Origin of the sequence: Photobacterium rosenbergii, from assembly GCF_003026455.1 — a bacterium.
Lineage (GTDB): Bacteria > Pseudomonadota > Gammaproteobacteria > Enterobacterales > Vibrionaceae > Photobacterium > Photobacterium rosenbergii.
The window spans coordinates 258,259-283,661 of record NZ_PYMB01000002.1 but is presented as its reverse complement, the minus strand read 5'-3'; the positions used below and the strand labels follow the sequence as shown (position 1 = coordinate 283,661).

The window sequence follows — 25,403 nt, the reverse complement described above, 5'->3', positions numbered from 1 at the left end:
GCTAAGATTATGTTAAGAACGTTTAATCCTGACCACTTTCATAACCTCAAAACTCAAACCAGCCACAACCTCTGTGGCTGGGTAATAAGTTAAGTTCACCTTTGCCCCAGCCAGTGATTGGTACTTTTTCTTACGCTTGAATTTAAACGGCACATCGTAGCCTTCAAGCATCAAGGAGTGCATGATCCAGTCACCAGCTTCTCGCTGGGTATGGGATACAACCTTCTTGTTTTCAGAGTGGATAAGTTCGTTATGTTGATTAAGCAGCTTATCAACATCAGATTTCATCATTTGGCCTTTATCTGATTTATATCACTTGTGAGACAGACACTACCGGATTGGCTACATATACTCAAATGGTCCTTAGGTCTTATATTGCAGTTCAAAGTGATCATAGTGTGCATGCACTATCGATACATACAAAAACAGAGTGCATCGCACTCTGTTTTCTTTTTATGTATCGGTAACTTTCAGATCAGAAAGACAAAAACACACCGGCAATTGTTGCACTCATCAGGTTAGCCAAAGTCGCTGCAAAAATCGCTTTGAAGCCTAGACGGGCAATATCAGGACGTCGGCTTGGCACGACGCCACCTAGCCCACCCATCAACATTGCAATTGATGTCAGGTTAGCAAAACCACAAAGGGCAAAGGTCACAATAGCTTGAGAGTGGTTACTTAGCTGATCTTTCACCGCCATAAGATCGGCAAACGCAACAAATTCGTTCACTGCAATCTTCTTACCGATCAGGCTAGCTGCCACTGTCGCTTCAGACCATGGCACACCAATCAGCCAAGCAACAGGTGCAAACAAGTAACCGAAGATTAGCTCAAGGCTCAGGTTGTCAATCCCCGTCCAGTCACCAACATGCGCGAGGCCACCGTTGATCAATGCAATCAAACTGATAATTGCCAACAAGCTTGCACCCACCGCCATAACAATCTGCAAACCGCTCAGTGCACCCTGAGTTGCTGCATCAATAATGTTAACTGGCTCATCGTCAGCACCGTCATCTGCTGCATTGTCATCGTTGATAATTTCAGTTTGTGGGACCAGAATTTTAGCCATCATCAAACCTGCTGGTGCCGACATAAAGCTAGCAGCAATAAGGTAGCTGATATCGACACCAAGGCCCGCATAACCCACCAAGGTACCACCAGCAACTGAGGCCAAGCCGCCAACCATCACGGCAAACAATTCAGAGCGGCTCATTTTGGCAAGGTAAGGACGAACAACCAAAGGCGCTTCCACTGAGCCTACGAAAATGTTCGCAGTAGCAGACATGGATTCTGTACGGCTTGTGCCCAGTAGACGCTGAAGCAAACCACCGATGCTACGGATGATAAAGCCCATCACGCCTAGGTAGTACAATACAGAGATCAGTGCTGAGAAGAAGACAATCGTCGGCAGGACATTGACCGCGAAGATGAAACCAAGTTTGAACTGAGCCAGTTCACCAAATAGGAACTCAGTGCCCACACGGCCGTAGTCGATGATTCCAGAAACCGCCGATGACACAGAGTTGAGGATCTCACGGCCAACAGGCACATATAAGATAAAGCCTGCAAAAACCAGCTGGATAGCAAAGGCACCACCCACAGTACGCCAGTTAATTTCACGACGATTTTCAGAAAATAGAACTGCAACCGCAAAAAGCGTAATCACGCCTAGTGCACTGACCAGATAGCTCATGGTCAAACTCCACAAATTTGTTAGTAAACGATTGCGGAGGCATTCTATTCAGAAATAAAACTGTGACAAGGATCAACTTGTTACACTCATTTACACTTTAGCCACATACTGCTTTGGATCTGGCTATTTATAAGACAAATCATGCTTAAAGAGGATGATTGGTGCAAATAGGGGATAGTATTGTCACTATAGTTGACAATACTATCCCCTAACCAAGCGAAAAAGCGACGAAAACGATAACGTCTGTGTTATCAGGTTGGCGATTAAAGCACCTTATCCCAATACACAGGCGTACCTATTTGCTCACGGATAAAATCGAGGAACGCCTGGACCTTCTTTGGCAGGTACTGGTAACGAGGGTAAACAGCATATAAAGGCATGTGCTGGGACAAATCCCAATCAGGCATCAGCCGCACTAACCGACCTTCTTGGAACTCTTTATCCAATAAGTAAGTCGCCAGATACCCTACCCCATGGCCAGCCAATGTCGCATCAAGGATCGCATCCGCTGAATCAACCCGGTAATTACCAGAGACTTTGATATTTTGCTGCTCACCATCCTTTTGAAAGCTCCAGACGTTATCCTTACGCTCCCTGCTGTAATAAGTAATGCAGTTGTGACGGTCAAGATCGCTCGGCTGGTAAGGTACACCTTGACGGGCAAGGTAATCCGGGCTGGCAGCAAGTACAAAATGGCAGTCGGCCAAATGCCGAGCAACAAAACCTTCCGGTGGTGAGTCAGTCATACCAATCCACAAGTCCAACTGCTCAGCAATAAGATCGACCCTATGGTCAAATAGGCTCATTTCAACATCAAGTTGGGGGAATTGCTGATGGAACGTCGCCAGGTATGGCGCTATGTGATGCCGGGCGAAAGACTGGGCACTGCCAACCCTGAGGATCCCCTGCATACTATCAGAGCTCTGGATTAGCTCACTTTCCGCTTCATTAATCTCGGCGACGATACTGGCACAATGCGCAGCAAACTTCTCCCCAGCCTCGGTGAGGGAAAAAGAACGGGTTGTGCGCTGTACTAACTGTACCCCTAGCCTCTGCTCGAGTTGCTGAACCTGCTTACTGACTTGAGTACGGGATATATCAAGTAGCTGTGCCGCTTTGGTAAAGCTACGCTGGTTGGTCAACGCATTGAACACCACCATCTGTTGGGCTTTTTTGATCATTATGGATGTTTTTCTTGAAGCTCAGTCTGGTAGACATTGTAACAGAGGCAGAAACAGTGGCATGGACATTTACGCTTTCAGCGTACTTGTCGCAATAAAAGAAGCCGCTTTCACATTTAACCCCACCCTTCACTGTCATATAAGAGTATGAAAAGGCCACTTTTGAGGTTACAAAAACAGCAAAATCATGAAAGCGAGCATTTTCTAGAAAAAAAATTAGAAAAAGTTTTTTCATGGTACTGATATGCAGAATTTGTCTTGCCTATTGAGACTGTAATATTAGTGTCATAAATACATACTCTCACACAAATATAGATACAAAACCAACCAAGAAGACATTAACTCCGAGGTTAGACAAGATTGCGATATATTTACCCACAGAAGTAATGACAAAACCATCGTCAACACAACTTTAAACCATACATCAGAATCGACATATCAAAACCAATGCATTAAAGTTCAAACTTCAATACTGCATGCTTTACTCCCCATAGGCCCTATTTGTTTCAATACGGCATACGACATCGAAAAGTGGAACAGAGATCAAACTGGACACTTATTAAACATTTATGAAGACCGTCATAGAGTGTTCAAAGTACTGAAACATTACTGTCATACTTCTTCCCTAATCTTGGCCTCGTTCATTCAAACCTATTGGCAATACGGCCAGCTTTTTAAGGATTAGGAAAATGAAAACAAAGGTTATTGGCGCACTAGCCCTAGCAGGTTCAATGGTATTCAACCCAGCTATCGCAACTGAAACTGTTTCTGTTGTAGGTTCGAACTCTGTTACACCTATCATGGAAGTTCTAGGTGAGACCTACGCACAATCTCACGATGTAACAATCGAAGTTCAGGGCCCTGGTTCATCTGCTGGTGTTCGTGCTGCCCACGACGGTTCTTCTGACCTAGGTATGAGCTCTCGCGACCTTAAAGATTCAGAAAAAGCAGACAACATTAAAGAAATTGTTATTGCTCGCGACGGTATCGCAGTTGTTGCTCACCCAAGCAACCCAGTGAACGACCTATCTAAAGAAGAAGTAACTAAGATCTACAAAGGCGAAATCACTAACTGGAAAGAAGTTGGTGGCGAAGACAAGCCAATCGTAGTTGCAACTCGTGATACAGCTTCTGGTACTCGTGGTGCTTTCGAAGACATCATGGACCTAAAAATGAAAGTTAACGATGTTTCTGTTTCAGCTATCTCTCAGCGTGCACAAGTTGCAAGCGGTAACGGCCAGCTGAAAACTATCGTTGCTAACAACCCATTTGCTATCGGTTACATCTCTCTAGGTTCTGTAGACGAGTCTGTTAACCCACTATCAATCGACAACCACGAGCCTTCTGTTGAAGCTATCCAGGCTGGTGAGTACGGTGTACAGCGTCCATTCCTAGTACTTTACAAAGAAGGTCGCCCTTCTGCTGAAGCTCTAGACTTCCTGAAGTGGATTAAGAGTGCTGAAGGCCAGAAGATTGTTGCTGACAAAGGCTACATCGCAGTTAACTAAGTAAACGCTTTATTTACCGGTCATCATCAGATGATGATGGCCGGGTTTTGTTGATTCCTCGGTATTCGGATAAACCTTGTTTAGCCAATATCTGGAGTAAAATTATGACCATCGCAAATAACATTGAAAGTTCAGCTAAAGGCTCTTCGCTTAAAGCAAAAGATAAAGTCGACTGGCGCGAACTGTTTTTTAAATATCTATTTTTATCGAGTGCTGCACTTGGCATTCTATCGCTAATCTTAATTGGCTACTTTATTTTCCGTGAAGGCTACGATGCCTTTGCCCAAGCCGGTGTTGGTTCTATCGTATTCGGTACCAACTGGCTTCCACCAGCGCTTTACGGTATCGCTCCGATGATCGTAGCTTCTGTAGTGTCTACTGCAGGTGCGGTTGTCCTGGGTGTGCCAATTGGCGTACTGACTGCGATTTTTATTGCCGAGGTTGCTCCGAAGCGCCTTGCCAATACAATCCGTCCGATGATTGAACTACTGGCTGGTATCCCGTCTGTTGTATACGGTTTCTTCGGCCTGGTTATCATCGTACCCCTGATTCAAGATGTATTCTCAGTACCTGCGGGTAACACCATCTTGGCCGGTATCATCGTTCTTGCGGTAATGATTCTGCCAACAGTAATCACGGTATCTGAAACATCAATCCGCGCTGTACCGCGTACCTACAAAGAAGGTTCGTACGCTCTGGGTGCATCGCAAATGTTCACTATCTTTAAGCTGCTAGTACCAGCTGCCCGCTCAGGCATCATGACAGGCGTTATCCTGGGTGTTGCTCGTGCACTGGGTGAAACCATGGCAATTATCATGGTAATGGGTAACTCTCCTGCAATGCCACAAGGCCTGCTGGACTCAGCCCGTACCCTAACGGCTAACATTGCGATTGAAATGTCATACGCAACTGGCCTGCACGCAAGTGCTCTTTACGCAACGGGTATCGTTCTTCTGGTCTTCATCATGGTACTAAACGGCGCGCTTCTTTATCTGAACCGTGAGCGTGCGAGGTAATCACAATGGCTCTTAAAGGTACAAATACACAAAAGCAGCAGATGAAAGATAAAATTTCTCTGGCGCTTATCTGGTCGGCAGCCTCTATCACAGTTGGCTTCCTAGTGTGGGTAGTTTGGTACATCCTAAGCAATGGCCTGTCTTACGTTGACTGGACATTCATCACCAGCAACTACACCACCATCGGTCAAGAGTCAGGTATCTGGCCAATGATCGTATCAACCCTATACATGGTTGCCGCTTCAATCGGTGTTGCTGCACCACTAGGTATCATGACTGCTATCTACCTGACTGAATATGCAAAAGTAGGTAGTAAGCTAGTTAAAGTGATTCGTTTCTGTACTGAATCACTGGCCGGTATTCCGTCGATTATCTACGGTCTATTCGGTATGACATTCTTCGTTGTCGTAATGGGCTTTGGTTACTCTATCCTGTCAGGTGCCCTGACCCTGAGTATCCTGATTCTGCCAGTTATCATCCGTACAACTGAAGAAGCACTAATGGCTGTTCCTCAGACTTACCGTGAAGGTTCATACGGTCTGGGTGCATCTAAGATTTACACCATCTGGAGACTAATCCTACCAAGCGCTATGCCGGGTATTGTTACCTCCATCATCCTCAGTGTAGGTCGTGTTATCGGTGAATCCGCACCGGTCTTCATGACTGCAGGTATGGTTGCCCGTATCCCAGAGAGCATGTTCGACTCTGGCCGTACGCTAACCGTTCACCTGTACAAACTAACGCAGGAGCTATACACAATTCACGAATGGAACCAGGCATATGCAACCGCCACCATTCTAATCATTGTTGTTCTTGTTATTAACTTGCTAACGAAGCTTATCGCTAGCCGATTCAATACTGCGACTTACTAATTTTTGAGGAAGAGAACCATGAATAAATTTAGCATTGAAAATCTAGACCTATACTACGGCGAAAATCAGGCACTTAAGCAAATCAACCTGCCAATTCCAAACCGTCAGGTAACTGCGCTTATCGGCCCGTCTGGCTGTGGTAAGTCAACCTTACTTCGTTGCCTTAACCGTATGAACGACCTAATTGAAGGCGTGAAAATCGAAGGCAAACTATCGATGGATGGCGAAGACGTATACGGCAACATCGACGTTGCTCAGCTTCGTATCAAAGTCGGTATGGTATTCCAGAAGCCGAACCCGTTCCCAATGAGCATCTACGAGAACATTGCTTACGGTCTTCGTGCTCAGGGCGTTAAAGACAAGAAAATCCTAGACGAGGTAGTAGAGCGCTCTCTACGCGGTGCTGCCCTTTGGGATGAAGTAAAAGACCGTTTGAAGTCACACGCATTCGGCCTGTCGGGTGGTCAGCAGCAACGTCTGTGTATTGCCCGTACTATCGCTATGGAGCCTGAAGTGATCCTGATGGACGAACCAACATCAGCACTTGACCCAATTGCGACTAAGAAAATTGAAGATTTGATGGAGACTCTGAAGAAAGACTTCACCATCGTTATCGTTACCCACTCAATGCAACAGGCACGTCGTATCTCTGACCGTACTGCCTTCTTCTTGATGGGTGAGCTGGTTGAGCACGATTCAACAGACGTGCTATTCAGCCAGCCTGCAGACGACCGTACCCGCGGTTACGTCAACGGTGACTTTGGTTAATAGCCTTTTAATCGCTTCCTCAAATCGTATGCAGTATTTTGACGAATAATAATAGCGATGGTAAATATTGCCCCCTCATGTAGGGGGCCTTTTTTTGTTTAAATACAACCATCTATAATCATTCAGTTTTAGCATAATCAGAGTGATGGCGACAAAATGGCGGCGTATTGTTATCTGAATGATATTACTATCCTACTACTCCCTCATATTGGAGTAAAAAAAGGCCTACCATTAGTAGACCTTGTACATCACTTACAGACTCTTACAGACTTGGGTCACTTTGCAAGTGCTTTTTTAAACCATGGGGAATTAACCAAAAAAAGCTTATCATTAAACTTTTTGACAATATATGCAATTAAAATTGACATAATAAAAACAATTCCGTACCCAATAGGTTTTCCGACAAAATTAGTTTTCACAAGAATTAGAAGAATAGGATAGTGTACAATATATATTTCATAAGAGATTGAATTAATTAAACCAACACCTCTCATACTAAACCTAACATTTGAAGTAACATTAATAAAAAACACGATCAATGTACTAATAGCTAAAGGAACTATTATCTTAAAACCTGCATAACCAGTTAAGTATTCAACAGCAATGATTATAGATGCAAATGATAGAATTGATAATAAATCAATTCTATCATGGTAAATCCCTAAATAAACGGCAAATTGAAAAACAACAAAATGATAAATAAACCTAAAAAAAACCTCTCCCGAAATTTTACTATATATATCAGGATGTAGTAATGATAAGAATAGAAGGCTTCCAACCAAAATAAAAACTGATATAATCTTGCTATTTTTAATCAACCAGTAAGATAAAGGGAAAAATAAATAGCAAATCAAAATTACAGATACAAACCATAGGTGGATACCAAATGGTATCGAATTAAAAAAATAACCTAACCCTGTTAATGACAATAGAACTTCTTTTAAATTTAAATTTATACTCAAAGCATAGAATACAAATGAAAAAAGAAAGATAGAGGTAATCAGTGGGGGGATGATTTTAAGAAGTCTTCTTTTATACCATGTCAATAAGGAATATTCAGAAGTTATAACCCGATTAAAGCCCAATGCAAGAAAATAACCAGATAGCGTAATAAATATTACATTTAAAACAAAACCACCTTTGGCAAACTTCTCTAATATTGGAATACTTAACATGCCAGTATGAGTGTTAATTATCAACAGACAACAAACACTTCTGACAATCATACTTAAATTAATTTGTGTAGACACTAGCAAAAAGTCCTTGAAAAATCATGCGACCATAAATTATACATGTATTATTTTACCTTGAAAGCACTTATTGGCTACACAGCATCCTGTGTTGAAGATTTCGGTTTTTTCTTGCACCCGATTTCAACTAACACGTTGTTTTAAAATAACTAATGATTATGATATCATCTGCCAGATTATCTAAAACCCTTCAAATAGACACAAAATAGCAATTGGAATCAACAACTTAACATCATAGATGTGCTACTCCTGCAGATTGTTAAAATGAAACAACCTGAAATTTTGATCATTCTTTGATATTTCAAATACGCGCCTTTATTGTTCTCTATAGCTCTCCACATCACTCACTCCCCAGAATTCAAGCGGTTTGAACGTTCACTACCACGCAGCTTAAACCTATGGAGCTGCGGAAAAACAAAACTGAAAAAAATTCTCCTCGCAAAATGCGCAGGAGGGGGAGGAGGAGTGCGGATTCCGTCACCTGATTGCTCCATTCCGTGGCGTTAGGCTGTAGCTATGCCATTGGGCTTTAGATATAAGAAAAGCGCCCGTGGTGGGCGCTTAGTGATGATATGGTATGCGTTTAGCTTAGGTTACTTTGTAGTCTCCAGCTGAGCTGCCGCCTATGACTGGCACTTGGGCATTCTGAGTAATTTCGTCCACTAATGCGTTAGCAATGGCTTCCGCCATCTTACCTGCCATAGCGAATTCACCATCAAGAACAAAGCCCTGTTCTTCCAATTCATTTTCTAATTTCTGTTTCAATGATGCTTTGCTTAGTGCCATCTTACTTACCTGCAAATACGGTGGTTGATACGTCTACATGCGGTTTCCCCATAAACGGGCAAATGCTTGCACCTGTGCATACTCCTTTACCACCATTCATCTTTATCGAGTCTGCATCCTCGGTGATATTCTTAGCCTTAGTTGCCTTATTACCTTTGACGGTTTCCGTGTGGTCACCTTCAATTTCGGCTAGACGGTTTTCCAGCACTTTGATGCGTTGGTTAAGGCATTCCAGCTTGTCTTCTTTATCTGTCTTTCGCTCAAAATTTCCTTCTTGGTCTACTAGGTGGTAAACACCTTGGCGTTGTTGGTATCGGCTTTCACCTTCTTTGATACCTGGTAACTTGAAGCCAAGCGGAAGAACGCAACGAATAAAAGGCTTGTCCGGTTGTCCGAACATAAAACCTAACTCTACGATGCTACCAATTGCGGGTGGCTCCAAACGGCCAGCATGATCACCAAGACCAGGCACCGGAAGTGTTACCGCCTGCAGTGGTGGTTTATCTTCGTATTCCATGCCCTTCTCATCGAGTAGCTGAACATTCACGGCATAGTGAGGATAAAAACGATCAGACAAGTCACCTTCTTCTGGCAGTTCTGGCAATGCGACCACCTTGCCCCACCTTGGCAAATGCCATTGGCCTGTTAGCTCTGGGAACAAGCGGAAGATAATGCGCTTAATAACATTTACATCCATGTAAGCTTTGCCTCCGTTCCTTCAAACTCTACACCGATTAACCGAAGGCCATTCACAACAACACCGGGCTTTAGTTTTGGAATAGCCGGTATCTTTACAGATTTGTTGGCCGTGTGGTTGGTCATAAGTTTAGTGGGTATGGTGACGGGCTTATCTGCCCAGAATGAATCCTTCCAACTACCCACATAGATTTGCCCGTTACCTTGTTGCTGCCAGAATAAGCCATCAATGCTGAACGCTTGGGCTAATTCGTCTATGACTCGATAGCCGTTGCCATCACTATAAAAACAAGGAATGGCCGTTTTGCTGTAGGCCTTCTCTGGTACCACAAATTGAAGGCCCGTTTTGTTAGTCACTTCGCTAAGAAGCTGCATGAGTGTTGGGTGACGCATGATGATGTTAAGTGGCTTGTAAAGTATTGCCGCTAATTCGCGGCAAAAAACTTTCGACCAACCTTTTTCGGCTGGCTGAACTCGTTCGATGTAACCCAGAAAAACTCGCGTAATATCATCGCCCCAACCTAAGTCCACGGCGATGATAGTATTTGGCTCTGGATTCCCTTCAACTGAGAGTTCACAGCGACCTGGTGTGTTTTCACTAAAGACAATGCGATGGCTTTTCGCCTTGGCTTTATCTTTACCAAGGTAAGCGCGGCAAAGAAACTTGTTGTTTATTGTCATACGTCACCGCCTTCTTTCAGTTAGGCCAAAGCATTATCGACAGCTTTGAGCACCTTCATAACACCTGTCAATTCCACTTCGGTACCTGGCGGAACATCGTCAGTTTGACCAGCTTCAATCGGAGTATTCACTCCTTGTACTTTTTGCTGTGCCGCAGGTTTATCCGGTTGGCGTTGTTCGACTCGCTCTGGTACCGAAAGATGCTCTACCAGTTCAAATGAAACGCTCCATTGCCTGTGAGAATCTTGCTCATCAGCACGAACAGCGCCTTGAAATTTAACCTCGCGAATTTTCAAAGCTTCTGCCGTTTTGTTGCTAATGCGGTAGATTTGGCGAGCATCGTTCTCTTGCGCTTCTGCCATGCTGAACAAGTTGGTTAATAGCTGTTTTTTGATAAATGGGATCACGCCCTTCACGGTCAGAATCTTACCTTTGCTACCCGTCTCCGCTTGGTCGGTAGCCGAGGTCTGGCCGGACATATCCTGTCCGGCCAATTGCTGACGAATGCTAATGCGTAGGTTCTTTAATGGGAGTTGAGTGCCGTTTAGGGTTAGCATAATTACAATTCATTCTTCATGGCATCTTTAAAATTTTTGCTGTATTTATCGTACCAATAAGGTTTCTGATGCGTAGTACAGTAAATTTGTGCCCCCCACCCAAGGATGGCGTCATCTAGAGCTTTTATTTCATCAGCCGTAGCAACTGAGGGGTATGTACTTGTCTTCGTTTGAGTATTCCATTCAGAACCAGACCAATACACAAAGCGATTATTATCTGTTTCAAAATACGCATGACAAACTTTAACAAAGCTTGGCCTATTAGCAGATAAACCAGCAACAAGCACACCATTAGCATCAACCCACAGTTGACTCGAACCATCAATGCACTGTATCACCCCTTCAAAATCAGGTTCGTAATACCGGACATCTTGTAACCCTTGACTTCCTGCCAGTTGATAATATTTTGCCGTTTTGTTTTTTTGCTCAATTTTTATGCTCTTTCTCAGCACAGGGGCCGTATAGCCAATCGGATGATGATTAACCGGATTGTAATGTGAACAATCAACATCTAAATACTCAACATTACCACCAACAAAAACACCCTGAAAATCCCAAATGGTAGAGTTTATTTCTAACTGAGCTATTGGGTTTTCAGGTGTAACCTGTTCAGCGTTATATGCTGCTGTGATATTGACTGTATCTTCAATAATATATGTACTGAGATCATGTACACTGTGGATCATTTGCAATCTCATTGCTCGTGCGTAACGACCCGTCAAAATGATTACATTGCCACTACCACCGGTACAACGTGCCCACGGCTGTTGATTTTCTTCTGTCGCCCCGTTTTCATCAGAATCAGGGTGAAAAGCAACACCAACGGATCTAGTTCGTACAGTGTTATTGTCATACGAGATATAACCTTTGTTAATTGCTCCTTTTCTTGTTGTTGCAAGAATAAAACCCTGTCCGCCATTTGTAACCGTGCCATTAACAACAAATCGTTTTGACGCGATACTTTTATAACAATATTCAAAGTGTGTGATCGGTTCGATATTTTCATCGTCATACATGATTTGTTCAGTTTGTAGACCTTCGCAAATCACGGTACCACAAGCACCAGAGCCATCTAAAAATGTTGAAGCATATACAGCATGACGATGGATAGGCTGATCCTTTTTGCCATAAACCCCTCCGCTCAACTTAGCGTGCTCAACATCAACTAAGACAACACCGTAGCCATACGTTCCTCCAAACGACGAGGCTTTTGTTGTTTGGTACATGTTTGTATAAACAACATCATTTGATGCCATATATATGCCAACAGATACAGGATTTGCTGCTGCAGCTGCATTACTACATGTCGAACCTTCTAACCACATTAATACATTTCTGACGGTCAAACAGACTGGAACAAAGTTATTCTGACTGATCATTCCTCCATCAATAGTAACGTTGGTTTGAACAATCTCTGTTCCAGTACCAGAAATATTGATTAATGTCTTAACATCATTTATTTCCTGCAGTCCGTTGTATTTGATTCTTGCCCCGCGAGTTAATATTTTCACGTCGGCATCAATCGTTGCTCGAACCTCACCAGAGATATAATAAGTACCTTCAGCACCTAAATCGATAACTCCACCACGTTCAATTGCAGCTTTTAACAGTTCTGTATCATCAATACCTGTCGGCTTGACATATAAGGTCTTAGACCGCCCAAAAGGTGTACTTCCGAATAAAAATGATGTTGCTAACTCTGTGACTAGTTTTGATGACGCAACATCTACATCAATAATTTTTGCCGGTAACGCCCCCCTTGGGTAAAACTCATAAAGCTGGCGTTGCTGATTTTCGTGTACTTGAAGAGCTGTTTCATCTGATAATGACTTTCCAACAATGTCCTGAATTTTCCCTGCAAGTATCTTTTGCGAACCAGACAGCATTTGTGTCTGTTCGATTTCATTTGTTTCTACCCACTTTTTACCTGCACTCTCACCCTCAGGCCTCAAATCACTAACACTTCCATCAGCCATCACCTGTGCAATCTTACAAACATAGTGCTTCACGCCATTTGCGTCTGTGTAGTCGTCTTTCTCTTCTGGGGTAACAACAAAATCAAACAATGTAACTTGCTCACCTATGGGCGTTCCTTCGCGGTGTGCGTCTACGTAGATGAATGATGGCTTGTTAGGGGCTTGGACATTGCGATCAAATTCGAGGTTTACACGGTTGCCCGACACATAGCCGGCGCCTGCTTTGATATTGAATGCAGTGGATTGTGGCGTTACCAGAAAACCATCTTCAATAAACCAATCTTTGCCGTTCTGGTCGATGATGGCTTGGGCTACGTCATTGTCCATCTTCTTCATACGCTCGCTGGCGTTATATTGCCAAGTTGAAGCATCCACCGTGATATTGGTGATTTCCGCGATGTCTTTGTATTCCAACACGACAGAACGCACCAGTGTGTTACCTGCAACACCTGGTTCATCGGCGGTCTTTGGTGTTAGTGCATGGTGGTCAATTGTGACCAACACACCATATTCAGAGCAGTAAGCGCCAGTCCAGTTGAAGTCGAATGGGCCAACGTCACTGGTTAGCGTAGTGCTGTAAATTACCGAGTTTGCAGAGAGTCGGCCACGCTGTTCCACAGCTTCTTGATGAACGACATGATCAGTGGATACCACATCATCAGGTTGCGGAAACTCTGGACGGTTTGGCAAGTTGGCGAAAATCATCTTATCGATGATTAGCGGCTTTTCTTCTGCGTTGAGCTGTGCCAACAGTGCTTTACCTGCGGCGGTTAAAATTGACTTGTCAGTGGTATTTGCCATCTTTAGTTGTTCCTTAACCTTTCACTGTGGCTTGGTAATATTCACAATCGACATTGAGCACGTTCGGCAACCCGGCAACGTTTATCCGTGTTTTAACGTGTGACATTGAGTATTGCGCTTCGACGTTCTTGCTTCGCGCGGCCAACGGCATTTCGACATAACTGGTGTATTGATAACGACGACAGGTGCGCCCGTATTGACGCACTACTGTGTCTAATAACTTCGGGACATTGGTTAAATCACCGTCTCGAATCTTTAAGCTGATTACATCCCAATCGACGTTCACTAACCTTTCATCTTGAGCAATGTGCGGATAACCAAGCTTTGCAAACATGTCTTCCCAGCCGGATACCGAACCTGCATCACGGGCAAAACCATAAGCATGGGCCACACGAACACGAAACAGTTCTTCAGGCTCTTGGCCGAGTCGTTCTACATCCCTTTGCCAGGCAAGTATGTTGACCAGCGCAATCGGTGCGGTTAGTGGGTCGTGTTGCTGCAGTGGCATTTCAAATGCGGCTTTCACATGCTCCCAGTAATTGCGAAGGGCTCTAGCGAGTTTCGCCAGCTCACCTCTCCCCATCCAGTAGTGAAGGTTTATCTCAGGTATTTTCAATGGATACCTCCAACGTCTGAATCCGTGGTACCGTCAGATTGTTGATGATATCGGCATTGTCGAACTCGAGTGATTCAATCTCAGAGAATTGGCCGTGTAGCTCTTGCCCTAATTTGGAGAAACTAAAGCGCAACACCGGATTGGTTACGGTTGGTGAATAGTCGGTGTTCTCGCGGAAAGCCGCCCCGATGAACTTTTCAACGGCAGCTTTTAACTGAGTACGCTCATCCATTGTGAGTGAGCGAATCGGCCACACTCGGCAAACAATATTGGCCGGCGTTTCTGGCATCGCCATCACCTGCAGATCATCACCATGACCGTGTTGCCCTTGCTCACGAATATAGGCATTCAAATCAGCAAGCATTTCTGGTGATGGTTCACCCGTATCAAGCAAAATGTAGGAATTGGCGGTACCTGGGCCACGTGGTGCGTTATGCTCGAAATACACGTTATCGTCGTTAATACCTGCGCGACTCGTTAGCAATGAACGGTAAGCTGCATCAATGTGCCATTTCGCCACCGCGCTCCACTGGTTGCGAATACGCAATCGAAGTTCATCATTGCTTTCTTTGTCTGCACCCGCCTCGGTTAGCCATTCAGCTGGGTTTGTTGCAGCTGCAACACCTGGTATCGCAGTTGGTAGAATGTGGTAGTAACCTTCACCAAGGTTGTAGGCTGCGCCTTCATTTTCGGCTTCCACTTCAGCTATGATCATTGTTTCGTTTTCTGGCAGCGTGGTATCAGCAAGCACACGAACTCGGTAGATATTGCCGTTAATAGGTTCGGTCTGAATCCAAGTATCTTTTGGAATTACTAACGTTGGGCCTTTTGCGGCAGCACGTTGAAAGGCGATCAAACCTTTAGCTTTGGTTGCCCCTTTGCGAGTCAGTTTGCACTGCCAAGCAAGTAGATCTAACCATTGGTCTACTGCAGTCGCGACAAACATATTTGGCAGAACATAACTCACCAATAGTGTATTGATGAGCCATAAGGTGACTTTCACAACAGCAGATTCAATCAAGCGCCAGAAAGGAGAGAAAGGCGAATCATTAGAGATAATGCACTCTTCCTTTTCCATCTCTTCTTTCAGCACTTTTTTCCAACTCGCCTCATCAGTGGGAATACCGGATTGCTTCACCAGTTCGGCGTAATCGGGCTTAGGAATATCAGACATTGGTTGTCTCCGAAGTTGTGATATCCAAAGTTACGTCACCAAAGTCTGTAGTCGTGGCGAAAACAAAAATGAGGCCTTCCTTAGGTTCTTCTAGTCGCACGGTACCAGGCACCAATCGCACGTCCTCTTCTACCAACAGCTCAAGCTGGGTTCGAATATCTGCTTTTTTAGATGGGCTGCGCTCAGCTATCAGCTCAACTGCCAAATTGCTTTCCAAAATGGCGTGCTTGATGTCTTGAGCGATGACGGCACGGTCTTGAATTAATACAGGGTTACGACCTGCATCCAGCACCACGTCACCGTTTTCGATTAGTAGGTCTTGATAAATCATCCGGCGATAAACTCCATTTCTGTAGCGAAGTCTTGCGGGTTGTTCATCTGCTGGGCGTGAATACTGATTGGCCCATAACTCGTGCTGCTGCTTGTGTACGAAGCTATGTTCTTGGCTGCACCGCCGGGTTGGATAGCTGCTCTTGGCGTGGCCTGCTGAACTGCTTGGGATTTCACTTCGGCCTCATCGCCACCAAAGCCTGGTATCCAATTCATGACTTTCTTCGCCATATCCCACAGCCCGCCCAGTTGCTCGGTTATCCAGCTGAACACCGAACCGAAAATATTTCGCAAGCTATCAGCTAAGGCGAACAAACCATCAAAGCCACTAGTATCGGTGAAACCACTCATTACCCATTGCCAGCCACCTTTCAGGAACTGGAACAATGCTTGGAAAGGTGCGGTAAGAAGAGTGATTGCCGACTCAAGCACTTGGAACCAAGTGGTGTCACCAAAGCTGGCTTTGAGATCATCCCAGTAATAAATCAGGGCTCCCACAGCAGCGATGGCCGCTACTACAGCACCTACTACCAAAATGATTGGGTTCGCTGCCATCACAATATTGACCGCCAACATTGCCGCCTTTAATACTGCTAACCCTTTGGTGATCACCAAGTTCATCCCCGCCCAAATTTTCATTGTCAGGGTGAAAGCCACCATAGCCTGCTTGCCAATACCGACCATCATGGTGAACAAGCCTCCGGCTGCCACTAAGCTCAGGACGGCAACGCCAGCAAGGCCGATGTACTTGGTCAGGTTCGGGAATAGCTTCGTCCAGAGCAAAACCTCTTTGCCGCCATCAGCAATGGCCTGAACAACGGGCAGAATCACTGGTAGCAATGCCTGACCGAACGAGGCACGAATCGCGAAGATAAGTTGCTCGAAGCGCTCCCACTGATCGGTCATGGCACCGGCCATATGCTCTGCAACATCTAACCCTTTAACATCACCTAGGTCATTTATGGAAGATGCCAACCCGTCAGTGTTTTGCATTAACAGCTGGATCATGGCTACCGCATCTTTCGTTCCGAATGCCTTACTTAGCTCAGCGCCTTCAGCAACAGAAAGCGTTTCCCCATAACGACCTTTGATCTGGTTGAGGATATCGACGATAGGAAGTAGCTGGCCTTGGGAATCAGTGAACGACATATTCAGCGCATCTTGAGCTTTTGCTGCGCCAGCAAGGAAAGAACGGTATTTAGTACCCGCCTCGCTGCCTGACATAGTGGCCTGCAAGGTGCCCAGAATCGCCATCTGCTCTGTCATACCCACGCCAACCGAGGTTGCTGAAGCTCCAACAGAGGAGAATGCCGCCGACATCTGATCACCCGTTGTCTTGAACATCTGAACGGCTTTTGCTGTTTGGCCGCCAAGCATATTCACCCAATCAGCCTTACCCATTTGGTTCGCGGTATTTTGAAAGATGCCGTACATGGTGCCGACATAGTTGGTAATCGTGCCGGTATCTGCTTTGGTCGCTGCGGCCAGCACACCCGATGCCTTAGTAAATTCAGCCAACTCATTACCTGCAAGACCGGATATTGCAGACTGAATATCATAAGAAGCCGCCACGAACTCCGTCGCTGACTTGCCATAATCCACAGCAAAGTTCAGTGCGGTGTCACTTAACTGCTGCAGCTGCTCGTCAGCTACTCCAAGTGATTTCACCTCACCCAACACGCGGTCCATTTCAATGGCCGGCATCAGCGCGGCCTTTAATGCTAATCCTGCTCCGGCCACGCCTGCCGCCCCTACGATCATGGTATGGGTGCCATCGCGGTAGCTCTGGCCCATATCATTAAATTGACGTTGAATGTTTCCCAATGGCTTGCTGATTTTGTCAATCAGCCCAACCTGAAACATCAATGCTTGCGGTAGGCTCATGAATAACAGCTTCCTTGCTTATGAGCTGAATGCTTTGGCAACTCCGTTCGCCGTGGACATTCGCATGTTTTCCCAGTAGTTCTTCTCTAACCAGATCGCCCTTGCCAAGTTGGCTTCGGTATCCGGCTCGCCTGGTAACCACTTACGCCGCCAGGCGAGCATCTTGCCGTAATCGTTACGATCTATTGCCGCGACAAGGCCATCTATTTTTTTACCGAAATTTCCAACTGCGGCGCATACTCAGCCATTACTGCAGCTGTGATTTGTACTGCCGCACCTGGGTTTGCATTGGTAATTTCTCGCAGTGCCTCTTTGCAGCCATCATCAACCGTGTTGAACAAGAAATTATGAGCAGGCGCCACCTTGTTATCTGGCATTAGCTCATTCATATAATCGTTGTATTCCACTTCCGATGGCTTAAACGCTAGCTCCTTGCTGGCAATGACTAACGTAATTAGTTGTTCATTCATGCTACTTTCCCTTGTTTAAGCATTTCTACAACCCGGTCAAAACCGGTATCAAAGTGGCGCTCTAACCTCTCCGCCATATCTTTGAGTTCTTCCTTGGTGGCGTGATGCTGTGCCACATAGGTTTTGTAATCGGACAGCTCTTTCGAAAGCCTAAAGAGGTAGCCGATTAACACGCTGGTTAGTAATGTGAGAAGTGATGCCAGAGCTACCAGCGCATTTAGCCAATTTGGATCCATACCTATTCCTTCTGTGGAATTTCTTTAAGGCGTTTACCCTGTAGAGAGGCGATCACATCATCGACCGTTGCCTGCATAACATCATTGGTGGTCAGGTTTCTCAGGGTTTCCAGCCCCCAAACCACACCGCGAGTGGCAAACCGTTCCAAAATGATTTTCCAGCCAATTTGAAAGAACAGCCCCTTTAAAACATCCAATAAAGTTTTAAGTAAAACGCCAGTGATAAAGTTCATGCCTTACTCCTGTTCCATCATGTGTAAGTAAGCGTTTTTGTAATCGGCTTCGGTGGCCTTGCCAGCTGATGTATTCCAATACTTCTTGGCATAACGCGCTAAACCATCCAAATCATCTGCTGCAGGTAGCGACTCTGGGAAACGGAGTAAATTCATCCTTGCGGCTGCTACTGCGTATTGTGGGCATACCACCATCATTAGCGGGTCATGCTCACCGATAGCCCCGAACATACTCATGGCATCCAGTAGATGTGGTTTCGTTTTCCCCAGCCATTCAATCAACCAGAAGAAAGTCGCTGGCTCCATTTGGGTGAAACCCAGTGCTGGCCCACGAACCTGTTTGGAGTAAGTCAGCTTTCCTGACTCATGCGCCACAATCATCATAATGAGTGCAATCGCAGCCTCAGTGTTCAGCTTCCCGTGACCGCCTGCTGCTGCATCAAGCTGATCAAGCACAGGCTTAATCACATAGTTAATAAAGCGTTTCGCGATATTCATAGACGTCCTTTGTCTGCTAGTTCCTGGCATGAAGTGCAGTACTTGCACCCCGGTACTTTCTCGCGGCGTTTTTCGGGAATCGGCTCGCCACATTCGCCGCATTCATGTGCGCTTTCCCGTTGTTCAATCGGGTGATACCTTGCCCGTTGCTTGGCAATCGCCATTTCAGTGAATTGGGCTTCGAAACGGCAGCCTTGGTCGATAACATCTGTCATTCCGTCCCCTTACTGAACCAAGCCTTCGGTTTCATCATCACGCAGATAAGGCGTTCCATTGATGCGAACAAACTTATGGCTCGATACTTCAAATGGCACCTTGTGAACTAAGGCGCTCCCACCGGTACCATCAATATCAAGTAGGTCAGACAGCTTAATACGGCATCCAAAGGCTTCGACCTTGAGCTCATCCTTATCAATCTTGCCGTAGAACATGGCATCAAAAGCCGGAAGCGCCCGCCATGCGCCGGCGTTCTTGGCAGCTTTACCGAGTAAGTTAAATTGCGCCGTGGTCAACTCAAGCTCACCAGAAGCCTCCACATCGCCATCGACATAGCCATCAGGTACACCGCTGGTTTTGTTGACTGCAGAGTTATCAGTAATTGAAAGGGTCACTTTCTGGGCCTTGAGCTTGATATCGCCCAAGGTGAAATGCATGTTCTTGCCAGATAAACGCATCGACATAACTTAGCTCCCTGCTCCATTACTCAAATCCAGTGCAATATTCACCACGATGTGTTTCGGGCAGTTATGCGGACGGATCATGATGCTGATAATCACTTTGGTTTTGGTCTCCCAAGTAATCATCACGTCCTCATCACGTGGCGTCATGATTTCACCTGGGAAGGTGATACCGCCGATTTCAGTCGTGAAGGCCATGTCAAACAACACACTGCGGAAATAGCTACGGTTCAGCTCAATGCTTGGCGGCGTTGAGTTGAGGATGCGGTCTGCAATACGGCCGATGGCCTTGAAGCGAATACGACGATTGGCCTTATGAACTGGGCGAACGTACTCCAGGTATTGATAATCACCGGTCTTGGTTTCCAACGTCATGGCATCAGACCAATAGATACCTTCGTAATCGGCATACCATTGCGGTACCGAATACCGGGCTTCTGCTAACGTGGCGATAGTAGACATTTCTAAAACTTTGCCCGCACTATCAACTGGCATCTCACTCAGGCTAAGCACTGACCCCGTCGTTACACGCATAGGTGAATCAGCAACAGTGACAGAGCGATCGCACAGCCGGCCACCAAGTACCCCGACGTTATTTCCATTGAGCAAAGGAACCGGTACTACCCAACGAGCAGCTACATCTTTCACCAAAGCCAACATAGCGGTTTCATAGTCCGACCAAGTCTGCGCTTGTTTATCAATGCCCTTACATGCAGCAAGTATGAACACCCAGCGACCTAGCTTGCTGGTCAACTCTTCGGCCTTTGACTGCAACGCATCAAAATCAGTTTTGTCCGTTACAGGATCAACAATTGCGATACCTTCAAAACTGTCTGTTAAGTTGGCGTTATCAACCGCTTCAGCCCACGTTTCAGCATCTTCACCTGCAGCCAATCCGTAGATTGCAGCAGTCCAGTTCTGTTTCCCGTTAAGCTGTGCTGCACGAACGTTGTCACCAAACGCATCATCAGCCACCACATCATCCAAATTGGTCATGGCGTTAATGCGAGTCACTTTACCTTGAAGTTCAGACTTACTGGTGGTGCCGATATACAGCAAATGCCGTTCAATCTCTGGCGGCGTCCCTTGGCCTAAATTGAGGTTGTTTACCTCTACCTTACCGATTCCCATTGTTTCAGTTCCTTCTGCGTGCCTGCTCCATGATTTTGATAAGCTGGCGATTCACATCCTTTTCTCGGCTTCCCAATATTTGGCGCTCAGCCAGTGGGATGCTCCATGACTGCTTACTTGGCTGGTTCGTCATTTCCCTGATGAGTAACCCTGCCTGACCATGGCTAACACTTTGCATGATGTACCGCAGAGAAGGTTTCTTTCGGCCTTTGCCGCTTTTCCTTGGTACCGTGTAGCCTAGCTCCCGTAACTTCCTAGCTTGTCCCTTAGTACATGAAGCCTTGTAGTTAGGCTTTCCCCAGCGTTTTCGCATTTGGGCAGCCGTTACCTTTTGTGTCTGCCCTGCGTGATGCCGGGCAGCAATTCGGCCTGTTAGCTTGTTCTTCCAAGTCAGTTCTAGGCGGTTGGCGTTCTTCACATAAGGCTCCAAGCCCTTACCCATTCGCCGCAAAATCTTGCCTTTCTTTCGATTCTGCCTCGGCTTTAATGCCCTACCTTTGACATCTCGCTGCTGGCTTATCCGCCGCCTAGCATTTGCTCTTTCCCATCGCCCAAGGGTTTTCAGTATCCAAAACCGCTTTTTGGGCGGCATCGCCAGCAATGCTAGCTTCTCTTCAAAATTCAGCCGGTCACGTTCATTGAGCTGAATCGTCGGGGTCATTCCCCACCTCGGCTTCTTCTGCGTAGTTAATAGGCACGGTCTGAACCCGATAGCTCTGCCCACGCCATGTGATTGAACCGTCTAAATCTGGAATCAACTCAATGGGCTCCATCATTTCTATTTCGATGGCGACATCCGCTACTTCCTGCGAAAGCATATCTACACTGACTTGCGGATCACCAAGTTCATATTCATAACGCTCGCTATCACAGTCAGATAACCAGCAAGACACCAACGCAAAGATGTTCCTTGGGTCGCATTTTTGATGAGGAAATTCCTCAATAGAAATCACTGCGGTGTAACGCCACTGGGCCGCCACATACCCACCGTTACCCCTATCTTCCCCGTCCACCTGAATCGTTGCCGACTCCTGCCAGGCATCAATCTTGTTTTCCAGCACATCGCTTTTCATATGGGCAAGCATGTACTCAGTGAGGTGCTGTAATTTGGTTTTGGTATAAACCTCTACCATCAGATCACCCCTACCGATGCACGACCCAATCCAAGCAGCAACCGGGTATCTCGATTGCTCTGGGCAATGAAATTATTCTGCTGTTCTTGGCTATCGGTGGCTAAGTTATTGGCTTCTTTGCGGCGGTCTTGAGTGGCAAATTCTGGCAGCAAATCGCCATGGGCACGGCCATAAACCGCACGCTTATAAATTGCGGTGTCATCGTTATCAAGTTGAGGCGGCTGGCCTTCGGCATCCAGTAACGACACCAACTGTTTTTTCACCGCTTTCGAGGCAATACGAATCGCCATTTCCATGCTGTCGTTATCAAATACGGTCGGGATACGGCGAACCCTACGAAACTCTTCGGTCGATAAATCCGGCCATCCATTGCCGGGAACGTTGGTATTCACATCCGTGTTTGATTTACCGCCAAAGCTCATCGCCTATCACCTTATGAACCGTTGAATAATTAAGGGTTAGCTGGCATCGACGGTTATTGTTTTCCATTGCTGGTCAACACCTCAGCCAGAAACCCTTGGAGGGTTAGGAGTCGGTCAACGCCCGCAGGCGCATATCTATTTTGTCTAAAACAGTTTTCACGCCACATTTAGGGTTAAATTCCTGTGCCTTCATCAGCAATTCAGTGGCCTGTTGTAACTTGTCAGCGCTCTCTACTGAACTCGGTAGTGCTTTGCCGTGTATGTCCCGCAATAGCAATAGGCCGCAGAACTTGAACCATTTAGCGGTTAGTTTTTCATTGAGTCGCCATTCATTACTGACTTTCTTAAAAACAGTTGAACAGTAAGGCTCAACACTGTTGCCCCGCTCGGCCTGTACCTCGCACCACGCCAACACTACATCAGCAGCGAAATGTGGCCAATCTCGCTTCACGCTATCCGGGGTTGGCTGCCCCTGCTCAATACACAAAAATGCCCATTCAATTGCCTGGTCAAACTGTTCTGTGTCGAACAGCCAGATCACCACATAAGCAAATACCTGGTTGGCAAACACATCGCCCTCAGCCAGATAGCGCTCAACATAAGGCATGTACTTTGGTAATAACTCGTTGCGCTTCATCGCAACCTTGTCGGCAATGCGGCTTAGCTGTTTAAGGCGCTTAATATCTTCCTCAAGCGCAATCAACTGAAGGTGCAAGCTAGAGTTTTCAGGCGCGATACCCGTATCCTTTGCCCGCAGCGATTCACTGCGGGCTTGTTTGATTTCGTTATCGCGAAGACAAGGTGAGTAACGAGCCATCTTTCACCTATGCCACAGGCTTAGCGCCAATGTGTACTTTGGTTTCATCGAAAGAGGCGTATGCCTTCATGTTGCCAATGGCATAACCTTCCCAGCGAAGATACTTGTTCTCATAAGCCTTTCGGTCTTGAACATGTTCAGCCTTACGATGACGAGTGCCTTTCTGGGTATAAACATGCAGGTTTGGCAGCATAGTTACGGACATACGCTTACCAGGGAAGAAAGGCGGTACGACTGCAGGGCGCCCAGCAATAGAGAACGGTAGATGTTCAGCCGCTTTCTTCTCACTTGGTGTGCCTGCTTCGTCATAAATTCGGGCAGACTCTTCCGCCACTAAGTCAGCACCAACCAAAATTACCAAATTCGGATTGTTCCGATACTGTGGCGGAAGCTTGTTGTTGATAAGGTCAGAGCCCATGGCATCCAACGTTTTGTAATCCCCCTTACCTTCGTAATCGAGATACACATCAACATCGACAATTTGGTCTGGCGCCTGATCTTTAATGATTTGCTGCCAACCTTTATTGACGTCTTCGCCATTTGGGTTCTGCGCAGGGTCGGTATCTTCGGCCACACTGGTACCGTTGAAGCCGATGCGCAAAATATCCAAAGCAAAAGCCTCGTTGGTAGACTCGTTCAGCAACTTCATGAACTCGCCAGCATTACCCGAGTTTGCCCACACACTCAGCGTGTCCCAAGTAATTGAGCAGTTAGAGTCAGTTTCGACCAACGCATAGGTAGTGCCATCAATATTGGCTTTCTTATGAAAACGGCCATCTTTAACTCGACCGGTATGCAGCCCCAATGCGCCCACTTCAACGGCTTGCCCGATGATTTGGTCAACATCTTTCATGGTGATGCGCTTCAGGAACGCAACAGACTCAAGAATCGCTTTTCGAAGCTGGGTTTCTTTGGGGCCTGTAATCGAGAAAAGGTTATCGACACTCGAAACGTTGTAAGCCTTGGCGAGCTGCTGGGCATACTGGTTTAGGTAGTTAAGAGCAGTTGAATTCAGCATGTCTTCTCCTTAAACCAGTGAATTGCAATCAAAGCCGTCACCACCCGATACATCAGGGGTGTTACTGTGGTCTTCTTCCAGTAACTGGCTGAACTGGTGTTGCATAGCCGTTTGCCCTTCAGCTAGCTTGGTCACCGCTGAAGTCAGTTCGCTGAACTGCTCTTCAGTAATACCTACTTCCGGCTTCTCGGGTTGTTTGGGTTCATCGGATGGCGTTTGCGCTCCACCACTGGCAGCAAAATGAGACTGCAATGTTTCTTGAAGCTGCCCCTGACCTTCCACCACTTGTTTAATGGCTTCGGCCAGAGCGTTGAACTGCTCCTTGTCCATGGGTTGTTCTTCCTTCTTGTTGCTAGCACTCTTGTCAGAGAACAAATTAAATAAACGACGGATGCCGCCTGCTTCCTCGTGCAGTTCATCCATAACTAGCAGTTCAGGCTGGGCATACATGCAATCATTAGAAGTGGAAAATAGCCGGATACGATCAGTACCCAGGCTTGCTGGTTGGTCGGTTATAGCCATACCCGCTAGGTAAGGTTTTCCGGTGTTGGCAAAGTTAGGTTTAATCTCGATTGAGGTATAAACCTTTTGGTCTTGTTGATTGAATTCGACCATCATCATGTTTGGTGCCAGCACAGCAAAGAGTCGCATCAATCCATCGACCTCTTCCGCTTTCGCCTCTAACACGTCACCACAGGCATACCAGCGCCAATGCTCAGGCCAAATCCTTGCACCATAAACGTCAGGGTCATAGTTCTCAGCCATATCAAGCAAGTCTTGCCTGCTGATTTCCCTTCCATCAATGGTGTCGCCTTCCGTGGCGACCCGGATCCATCCGGTTTTTAGCTTCCCTGCCATATGTCATCCATGACTAAATTTCATTCAAATGCACATCTAATCAAGGCAAGAATACGCACTTAAATAGTCAAAAGCATTTTGATTCATTCGGATAATTTCGGATTTAGCCAGTATCCGAATT

Annotated in this window: 31 protein-coding genes; 4 read left to right on the top strand and 27 right to left on the bottom strand. The window is 46.1% G+C overall.

The window, feature by feature from the left end; all coding sequences use genetic code 11:
- Nucleotides 1-12 precede the first annotated feature (12 nt).
- The 3 genes from C9J01_RS08340 to C9J01_RS08330 form a co-directional block, all read right to left on the bottom strand.
- Nucleotides 13-288 (bottom strand): hypothetical protein, encoded by a 276-nt coding sequence (locus C9J01_RS08340; protein ID WP_107297679.1) that lies wholly within the window; start codon nt 286-288, stop codon nt 13-15.
- Nucleotides 289-475: 187 nt separating this feature from the next.
- Nucleotides 476-1,693, bottom strand: a complete 1,218-nt coding sequence (locus tag C9J01_RS08335) for a NupC/NupG family nucleoside CNT transporter (RefSeq protein ID WP_107297678.1) — start codon at nt 1,691-1,693, stop codon at nt 476-478.
- Between the two features lie 263 nt (nt 1,694-1,956).
- Nucleotides 1,957-2,874, bottom strand: coding sequence for a LysR family transcriptional regulator (locus C9J01_RS08330; RefSeq protein ID WP_107297677.1), 918 nt, complete (start codon nt 2,872-2,874; stop codon nt 1,957-1,959).
- Between the two features lie 689 nt (nt 2,875-3,563).
- On the opposite strand from C9J01_RS08330, the gene C9J01_RS08325 reads away from it, so the two are divergent.
- From C9J01_RS08325 to pstB, 4 genes are all read left to right on the top strand, one after another.
- Nucleotides 3,564-4,382 carry a phosphate ABC transporter substrate-binding protein gene (locus tag C9J01_RS08325; RefSeq protein WP_107297676.1) on the top strand — a complete coding sequence of 273 codons (819 nt, stop codon included), beginning with the start codon at nt 3,564-3,566 and terminating at the stop codon, nt 4,380-4,382.
- A 104-nt stretch (nt 4,383-4,486) separates the two neighbouring features.
- Entirely contained in the window at nt 4,487-5,398 is a 912-nt protein-coding gene (pstC, locus tag C9J01_RS08320) for a phosphate ABC transporter permease subunit PstC (RefSeq protein WP_039462572.1), read from the top strand.
- Nucleotides 5,399-5,403: 5 nt separating this feature from the next.
- On the top strand, nt 5,404-6,270 hold the full coding sequence (gene pstA, locus C9J01_RS08315; RefSeq protein ID WP_107297675.1) for a phosphate ABC transporter permease PstA: 867 nt from the start codon (nt 5,404-5,406) through the stop codon (nt 6,268-6,270).
- Between the two features lie 18 nt (nt 6,271-6,288).
- Complete coding sequence (pstB, locus tag C9J01_RS08310; protein ID WP_107297674.1) at nt 6,289-7,038, top strand: phosphate ABC transporter ATP-binding protein PstB; 750 nt, start codon at nt 6,289-6,291, stop codon at nt 7,036-7,038.
- Between the two features lie 275 nt (nt 7,039-7,313).
- Here the strand turns inward: pstB and C9J01_RS08305 are convergent, their stop codons facing one another.
- The 24 genes from C9J01_RS08305 to C9J01_RS08195 all read right to left on the bottom strand — a co-directional run bounded on the left by C9J01_RS08305 (nt 7,314) and on the right by C9J01_RS08195 (nt 25,282).
- Entirely contained in the window at nt 7,314-8,288 is a 975-nt protein-coding gene (locus C9J01_RS08305) for an acyltransferase family protein (RefSeq protein WP_146157068.1), read from the bottom strand.
- Nucleotides 8,289-8,876: 588 nt separating this feature from the next.
- Complete coding sequence (locus C9J01_RS08300) at nt 8,877-9,074, bottom strand: hypothetical protein (protein ID WP_107297672.1); 198 nt, start codon at nt 9,072-9,074, stop codon at nt 8,877-8,879.
- 1 nt (nt 9,075) lies between these two features.
- Nucleotides 9,076-9,771 carry a hypothetical protein gene (locus C9J01_RS08295; RefSeq protein WP_107297671.1) on the bottom strand — a complete coding sequence of 232 codons (696 nt, stop codon included), beginning with the start codon at nt 9,769-9,771 and terminating at the stop codon, nt 9,076-9,078.
- Nucleotides 9,762-10,451: a hypothetical protein gene (locus C9J01_RS08290; protein WP_107297670.1), complete on the bottom strand. Its 690-nt coding sequence runs from the start codon at nt 10,449-10,451 to the stop codon at nt 9,762-9,764. Before C9J01_RS08290 ends, C9J01_RS08295 begins: the two co-directional genes overlap by 10 nt.
- 20 nt (nt 10,452-10,471) lie before the next feature.
- Complete coding sequence (locus tag C9J01_RS08285; RefSeq protein ID WP_107297669.1) at nt 10,472-11,008, bottom strand: baseplate complex protein; 537 nt, start codon at nt 11,006-11,008, stop codon at nt 10,472-10,474.
- A gap of 2 nt (nt 11,009-11,010) precedes the next feature.
- Complete coding sequence (locus C9J01_RS29850) at nt 11,011-13,785, bottom strand: phage tail-collar fiber domain-containing protein (protein ID WP_237156906.1); 2,775 nt, start codon at nt 13,783-13,785, stop codon at nt 11,011-11,013.
- 13 nt (nt 13,786-13,798) lie between these two features.
- The gene (locus tag C9J01_RS08275; protein ID WP_107297668.1) at nt 13,799-14,401 is read right to left on the bottom strand and encodes a phage tail protein; all 603 of its coding nucleotides are present in this window, start codon (nt 14,399-14,401) and stop codon (nt 13,799-13,801) included.
- A complete protein-coding gene (locus C9J01_RS08270; protein ID WP_107297667.1) occupies nt 14,388-15,575 on the bottom strand; it encodes a baseplate J/gp47 family protein in 1,188 nt (395 codons plus the stop codon). The genes C9J01_RS08275 and C9J01_RS08270 overlap by 14 nt, the downstream gene beginning before the upstream one ends.
- Nucleotides 15,568-15,906, bottom strand: coding sequence for a DUF2590 family protein (locus C9J01_RS08265; protein ID WP_107297666.1), 339 nt, complete (start codon nt 15,904-15,906; stop codon nt 15,568-15,570). Before C9J01_RS08265 ends, C9J01_RS08270 begins: the two co-directional genes overlap by 8 nt.
- Entirely contained in the window at nt 15,903-17,789 is a 1,887-nt protein-coding gene (locus C9J01_RS08260) for a phage tail tape measure protein (protein ID WP_107297665.1), read from the bottom strand. Before C9J01_RS08260 ends, C9J01_RS08265 begins: the two co-directional genes overlap by 4 nt.
- Nucleotides 17,790-17,807: 18 nt before the next feature.
- Complete coding sequence (locus tag C9J01_RS29775; RefSeq protein ID WP_170114892.1) at nt 17,808-17,951, bottom strand: DUF6890 family protein; 144 nt, start codon at nt 17,949-17,951, stop codon at nt 17,808-17,810.
- Nucleotides 17,952-17,992: 41 nt separating this feature from the next.
- Nucleotides 17,993-18,259, bottom strand: a complete 267-nt coding sequence (locus C9J01_RS08255; RefSeq protein ID WP_107297664.1) for a putative phage tail assembly chaperone — start codon at nt 18,257-18,259, stop codon at nt 17,993-17,995.
- Nucleotides 18,256-18,495, bottom strand: a complete 240-nt coding sequence (locus C9J01_RS08250; RefSeq protein WP_107297663.1) for a hypothetical protein — start codon at nt 18,493-18,495, stop codon at nt 18,256-18,258. The genes C9J01_RS08255 and C9J01_RS08250 overlap by 4 nt, the downstream gene beginning before the upstream one ends.
- Before the next feature lie 2 nt (nt 18,496-18,497).
- Nucleotides 18,498-18,728, bottom strand: a complete 231-nt coding sequence (locus tag C9J01_RS08245) for a hypothetical protein (protein ID WP_107297662.1) — start codon at nt 18,726-18,728, stop codon at nt 18,498-18,500.
- Between the two features lie 3 nt (nt 18,729-18,731).
- Nucleotides 18,732-19,226, bottom strand: a complete 495-nt coding sequence (locus C9J01_RS08240; RefSeq protein WP_107297661.1) for a hypothetical protein — start codon at nt 19,224-19,226, stop codon at nt 18,732-18,734.
- Nucleotides 19,223-19,441, bottom strand: coding sequence for a TraR/DksA C4-type zinc finger protein (locus C9J01_RS08235; protein ID WP_107297660.1), 219 nt, complete (start codon nt 19,439-19,441; stop codon nt 19,223-19,225). The genes C9J01_RS08240 and C9J01_RS08235 overlap by 4 nt, the downstream gene beginning before the upstream one ends.
- 9 nt (nt 19,442-19,450) lie before the next feature.
- Entirely contained in the window at nt 19,451-19,906 is a 456-nt protein-coding gene (locus C9J01_RS08230) for a phage protein (RefSeq protein ID WP_107297659.1), read from the bottom strand.
- Nucleotides 19,907-19,909: 3 nt separating this feature from the next.
- On the bottom strand, nt 19,910-21,034 hold the full coding sequence (locus C9J01_RS08225) for a DUF2586 domain-containing protein (protein WP_107297658.1): 1,125 nt from the start codon (nt 21,032-21,034) through the stop codon (nt 19,910-19,912).
- Between the two features lie 4 nt (nt 21,035-21,038).
- Nucleotides 21,039-21,695, bottom strand: coding sequence for a virion morphogenesis protein (locus C9J01_RS08220; RefSeq protein ID WP_107297657.1), 657 nt, complete (start codon nt 21,693-21,695; stop codon nt 21,039-21,041).
- Complete coding sequence (locus C9J01_RS08215; protein WP_419686526.1) at nt 21,670-22,167, bottom strand: phage tail protein; 498 nt, start codon at nt 22,165-22,167, stop codon at nt 21,670-21,672. Before C9J01_RS08215 ends, C9J01_RS08220 begins: the two co-directional genes overlap by 26 nt.
- The gene (locus tag C9J01_RS08210) at nt 22,167-22,589 is read right to left on the bottom strand and encodes a head completion/stabilization protein (protein WP_107297655.1); all 423 of its coding nucleotides are present in this window, start codon (nt 22,587-22,589) and stop codon (nt 22,167-22,169) included. Before C9J01_RS08210 ends, C9J01_RS08215 begins: the two co-directional genes overlap by 1 nt.
- Nucleotides 22,590-22,692: 103 nt before the next feature.
- Nucleotides 22,693-23,406 carry a phage terminase small subunit gene (gene gpM, locus C9J01_RS08205; RefSeq protein WP_107297654.1) on the bottom strand — a complete coding sequence of 238 codons (714 nt, stop codon included), beginning with the start codon at nt 23,404-23,406 and terminating at the stop codon, nt 22,693-22,695.
- A 7-nt stretch (nt 23,407-23,413) separates the two neighbouring features.
- Nucleotides 23,414-24,424 (bottom strand): phage major capsid protein, P2 family, encoded by a 1,011-nt coding sequence (locus tag C9J01_RS08200; RefSeq protein WP_107297653.1) that lies wholly within the window; start codon nt 24,422-24,424, stop codon nt 23,414-23,416.
- 9 nt (nt 24,425-24,433) lie between these two features.
- Complete coding sequence (locus C9J01_RS08195) at nt 24,434-25,282, bottom strand: GPO family capsid scaffolding protein (RefSeq protein ID WP_107297652.1); 849 nt, start codon at nt 25,280-25,282, stop codon at nt 24,434-24,436.
- Between the last annotated feature and the right edge of the window lie 121 nt (nt 25,283-25,403).

Excerpts from the sequence above, each read along its gene's own strand:
- pstA (WP_107297675.1), top strand. The coding sequence starts at position 5,404 with ATGGCTCTTAAAGGTACAAATACACAAAAGCAGCAGATGAAAGATAAA.
- C9J01_RS08265 (WP_107297666.1), bottom strand. The coding sequence starts at position 15,906 with ATGATTTATCAAGACCTACTAATCGAAAACGGTGACGTGGTGCTGGAT.
- C9J01_RS08330 (WP_107297677.1), bottom strand. The coding sequence starts at position 2,874 with ATGATCAAAAAAGCCCAACAGATGGTGGTGTTCAATGCGTTGACCAAC.
- C9J01_RS08270 (WP_107297667.1), bottom strand. The coding sequence starts at position 15,575 with ATGTCTGATATTCCTAAGCCCGATTACGCCGAACTGGTGAAGCAATCC.
- C9J01_RS08245 (WP_107297662.1), bottom strand. The coding sequence starts at position 18,728 with ATGAACTTTATCACTGGCGTTTTACTTAAAACTTTATTGGATGTTTTA.
- C9J01_RS08285 (WP_107297669.1), bottom strand. The coding sequence starts at position 11,008 with ATGCTAACCCTAAACGGCACTCAACTCCCATTAAAGAACCTACGCATT.
- gpM (WP_107297654.1), bottom strand. The coding sequence starts at position 23,406 with ATGGCTCGTTACTCACCTTGTCTTCGCGATAACGAAATCAAACAAGCC.
- C9J01_RS08210 (WP_107297655.1), bottom strand. The coding sequence starts at position 22,589 with ATGAGCTTTGGCGGTAAATCAAACACGGATGTGAATACCAACGTTCCC.
- C9J01_RS08220 (WP_107297657.1), bottom strand. The coding sequence starts at position 21,695 with ATGACCCCGACGATTCAGCTCAATGAACGTGACCGGCTGAATTTTGAA.
- pstB (WP_107297674.1), top strand. The coding sequence starts at position 6,289 with ATGAATAAATTTAGCATTGAAAATCTAGACCTATACTACGGCGAAAAT.
- C9J01_RS08335 (WP_107297678.1), bottom strand. The coding sequence starts at position 1,693 with ATGAGCTATCTGGTCAGTGCACTAGGCGTGATTACGCTTTTTGCGGTT.
- C9J01_RS08340 (WP_107297679.1), bottom strand. The coding sequence starts at position 288 with ATGAAATCTGATGTTGATAAGCTGCTTAATCAACATAACGAACTTATC.
- C9J01_RS08260 (WP_107297665.1), bottom strand. The coding sequence starts at position 17,789 with ATGAGCCTACCGCAAGCATTGATGTTTCAGGTTGGGCTGATTGACAAA.
- C9J01_RS08200 (WP_107297653.1), bottom strand. The coding sequence starts at position 24,424 with ATGCTGAATTCAACTGCTCTTAACTACCTAAACCAGTATGCCCAGCAG.
- C9J01_RS08235 (WP_107297660.1), bottom strand. The coding sequence starts at position 19,441 with ATGACAGATGTTATCGACCAAGGCTGCCGTTTCGAAGCCCAATTCACT.
- C9J01_RS08230 (WP_107297659.1), bottom strand. The coding sequence starts at position 19,906 with ATGTCGATGCGTTTATCTGGCAAGAACATGCATTTCACCTTGGGCGAT.
- C9J01_RS08300 (WP_107297672.1), bottom strand. The coding sequence starts at position 9,074 with ATGGCACTAAGCAAAGCATCATTGAAACAGAAATTAGAAAATGAATTG.
- C9J01_RS08250 (WP_107297663.1), bottom strand. The coding sequence starts at position 18,495 with ATGGATCCAAATTGGCTAAATGCGCTGGTAGCTCTGGCATCACTTCTC.
- C9J01_RS08295 (WP_107297671.1), bottom strand. The coding sequence starts at position 9,771 with ATGGATGTAAATGTTATTAAGCGCATTATCTTCCGCTTGTTCCCAGAG.
- C9J01_RS08290 (WP_107297670.1), bottom strand. The coding sequence starts at position 10,451 with ATGACAATAAACAACAAGTTTCTTTGCCGCGCTTACCTTGGTAAAGAT.
- C9J01_RS08215 (WP_419686526.1), bottom strand. The coding sequence starts at position 22,167 with ATGGTAGAGGTTTATACCAAAACCAAATTACAGCACCTCACTGAGTAC.
- C9J01_RS08325 (WP_107297676.1), top strand. The coding sequence starts at position 3,564 with ATGAAAACAAAGGTTATTGGCGCACTAGCCCTAGCAGGTTCAATGGTA.
- C9J01_RS29775 (WP_170114892.1), bottom strand. The coding sequence starts at position 17,951 with ATGCTCGCCTGGCGGCGTAAGTGGTTACCAGGCGAGCCGGATACCGAA.
- C9J01_RS29850 (WP_237156906.1), bottom strand. The coding sequence starts at position 13,785 with ATGGCAAATACCACTGACAAGTCAATTTTAACCGCCGCAGGTAAAGCA.
- pstC (WP_039462572.1), top strand. The coding sequence starts at position 4,487 with ATGACCATCGCAAATAACATTGAAAGTTCAGCTAAAGGCTCTTCGCTT.
- C9J01_RS08225 (WP_107297658.1), bottom strand. The coding sequence starts at position 21,034 with ATGGGAATCGGTAAGGTAGAGGTAAACAACCTCAATTTAGGCCAAGGG.
- C9J01_RS08255 (WP_107297664.1), bottom strand. The coding sequence starts at position 18,259 with ATGAATGAACAACTAATTACGTTAGTCATTGCCAGCAAGGAGCTAGCG.
- C9J01_RS08195 (WP_107297652.1), bottom strand. The coding sequence starts at position 25,282 with ATGGCAGGGAAGCTAAAAACCGGATGGATCCGGGTCGCCACGGAAGGC.
- C9J01_RS08240 (WP_107297661.1), bottom strand. The coding sequence starts at position 19,226 with ATGAATATCGCGAAACGCTTTATTAACTATGTGATTAAGCCTGTGCTT.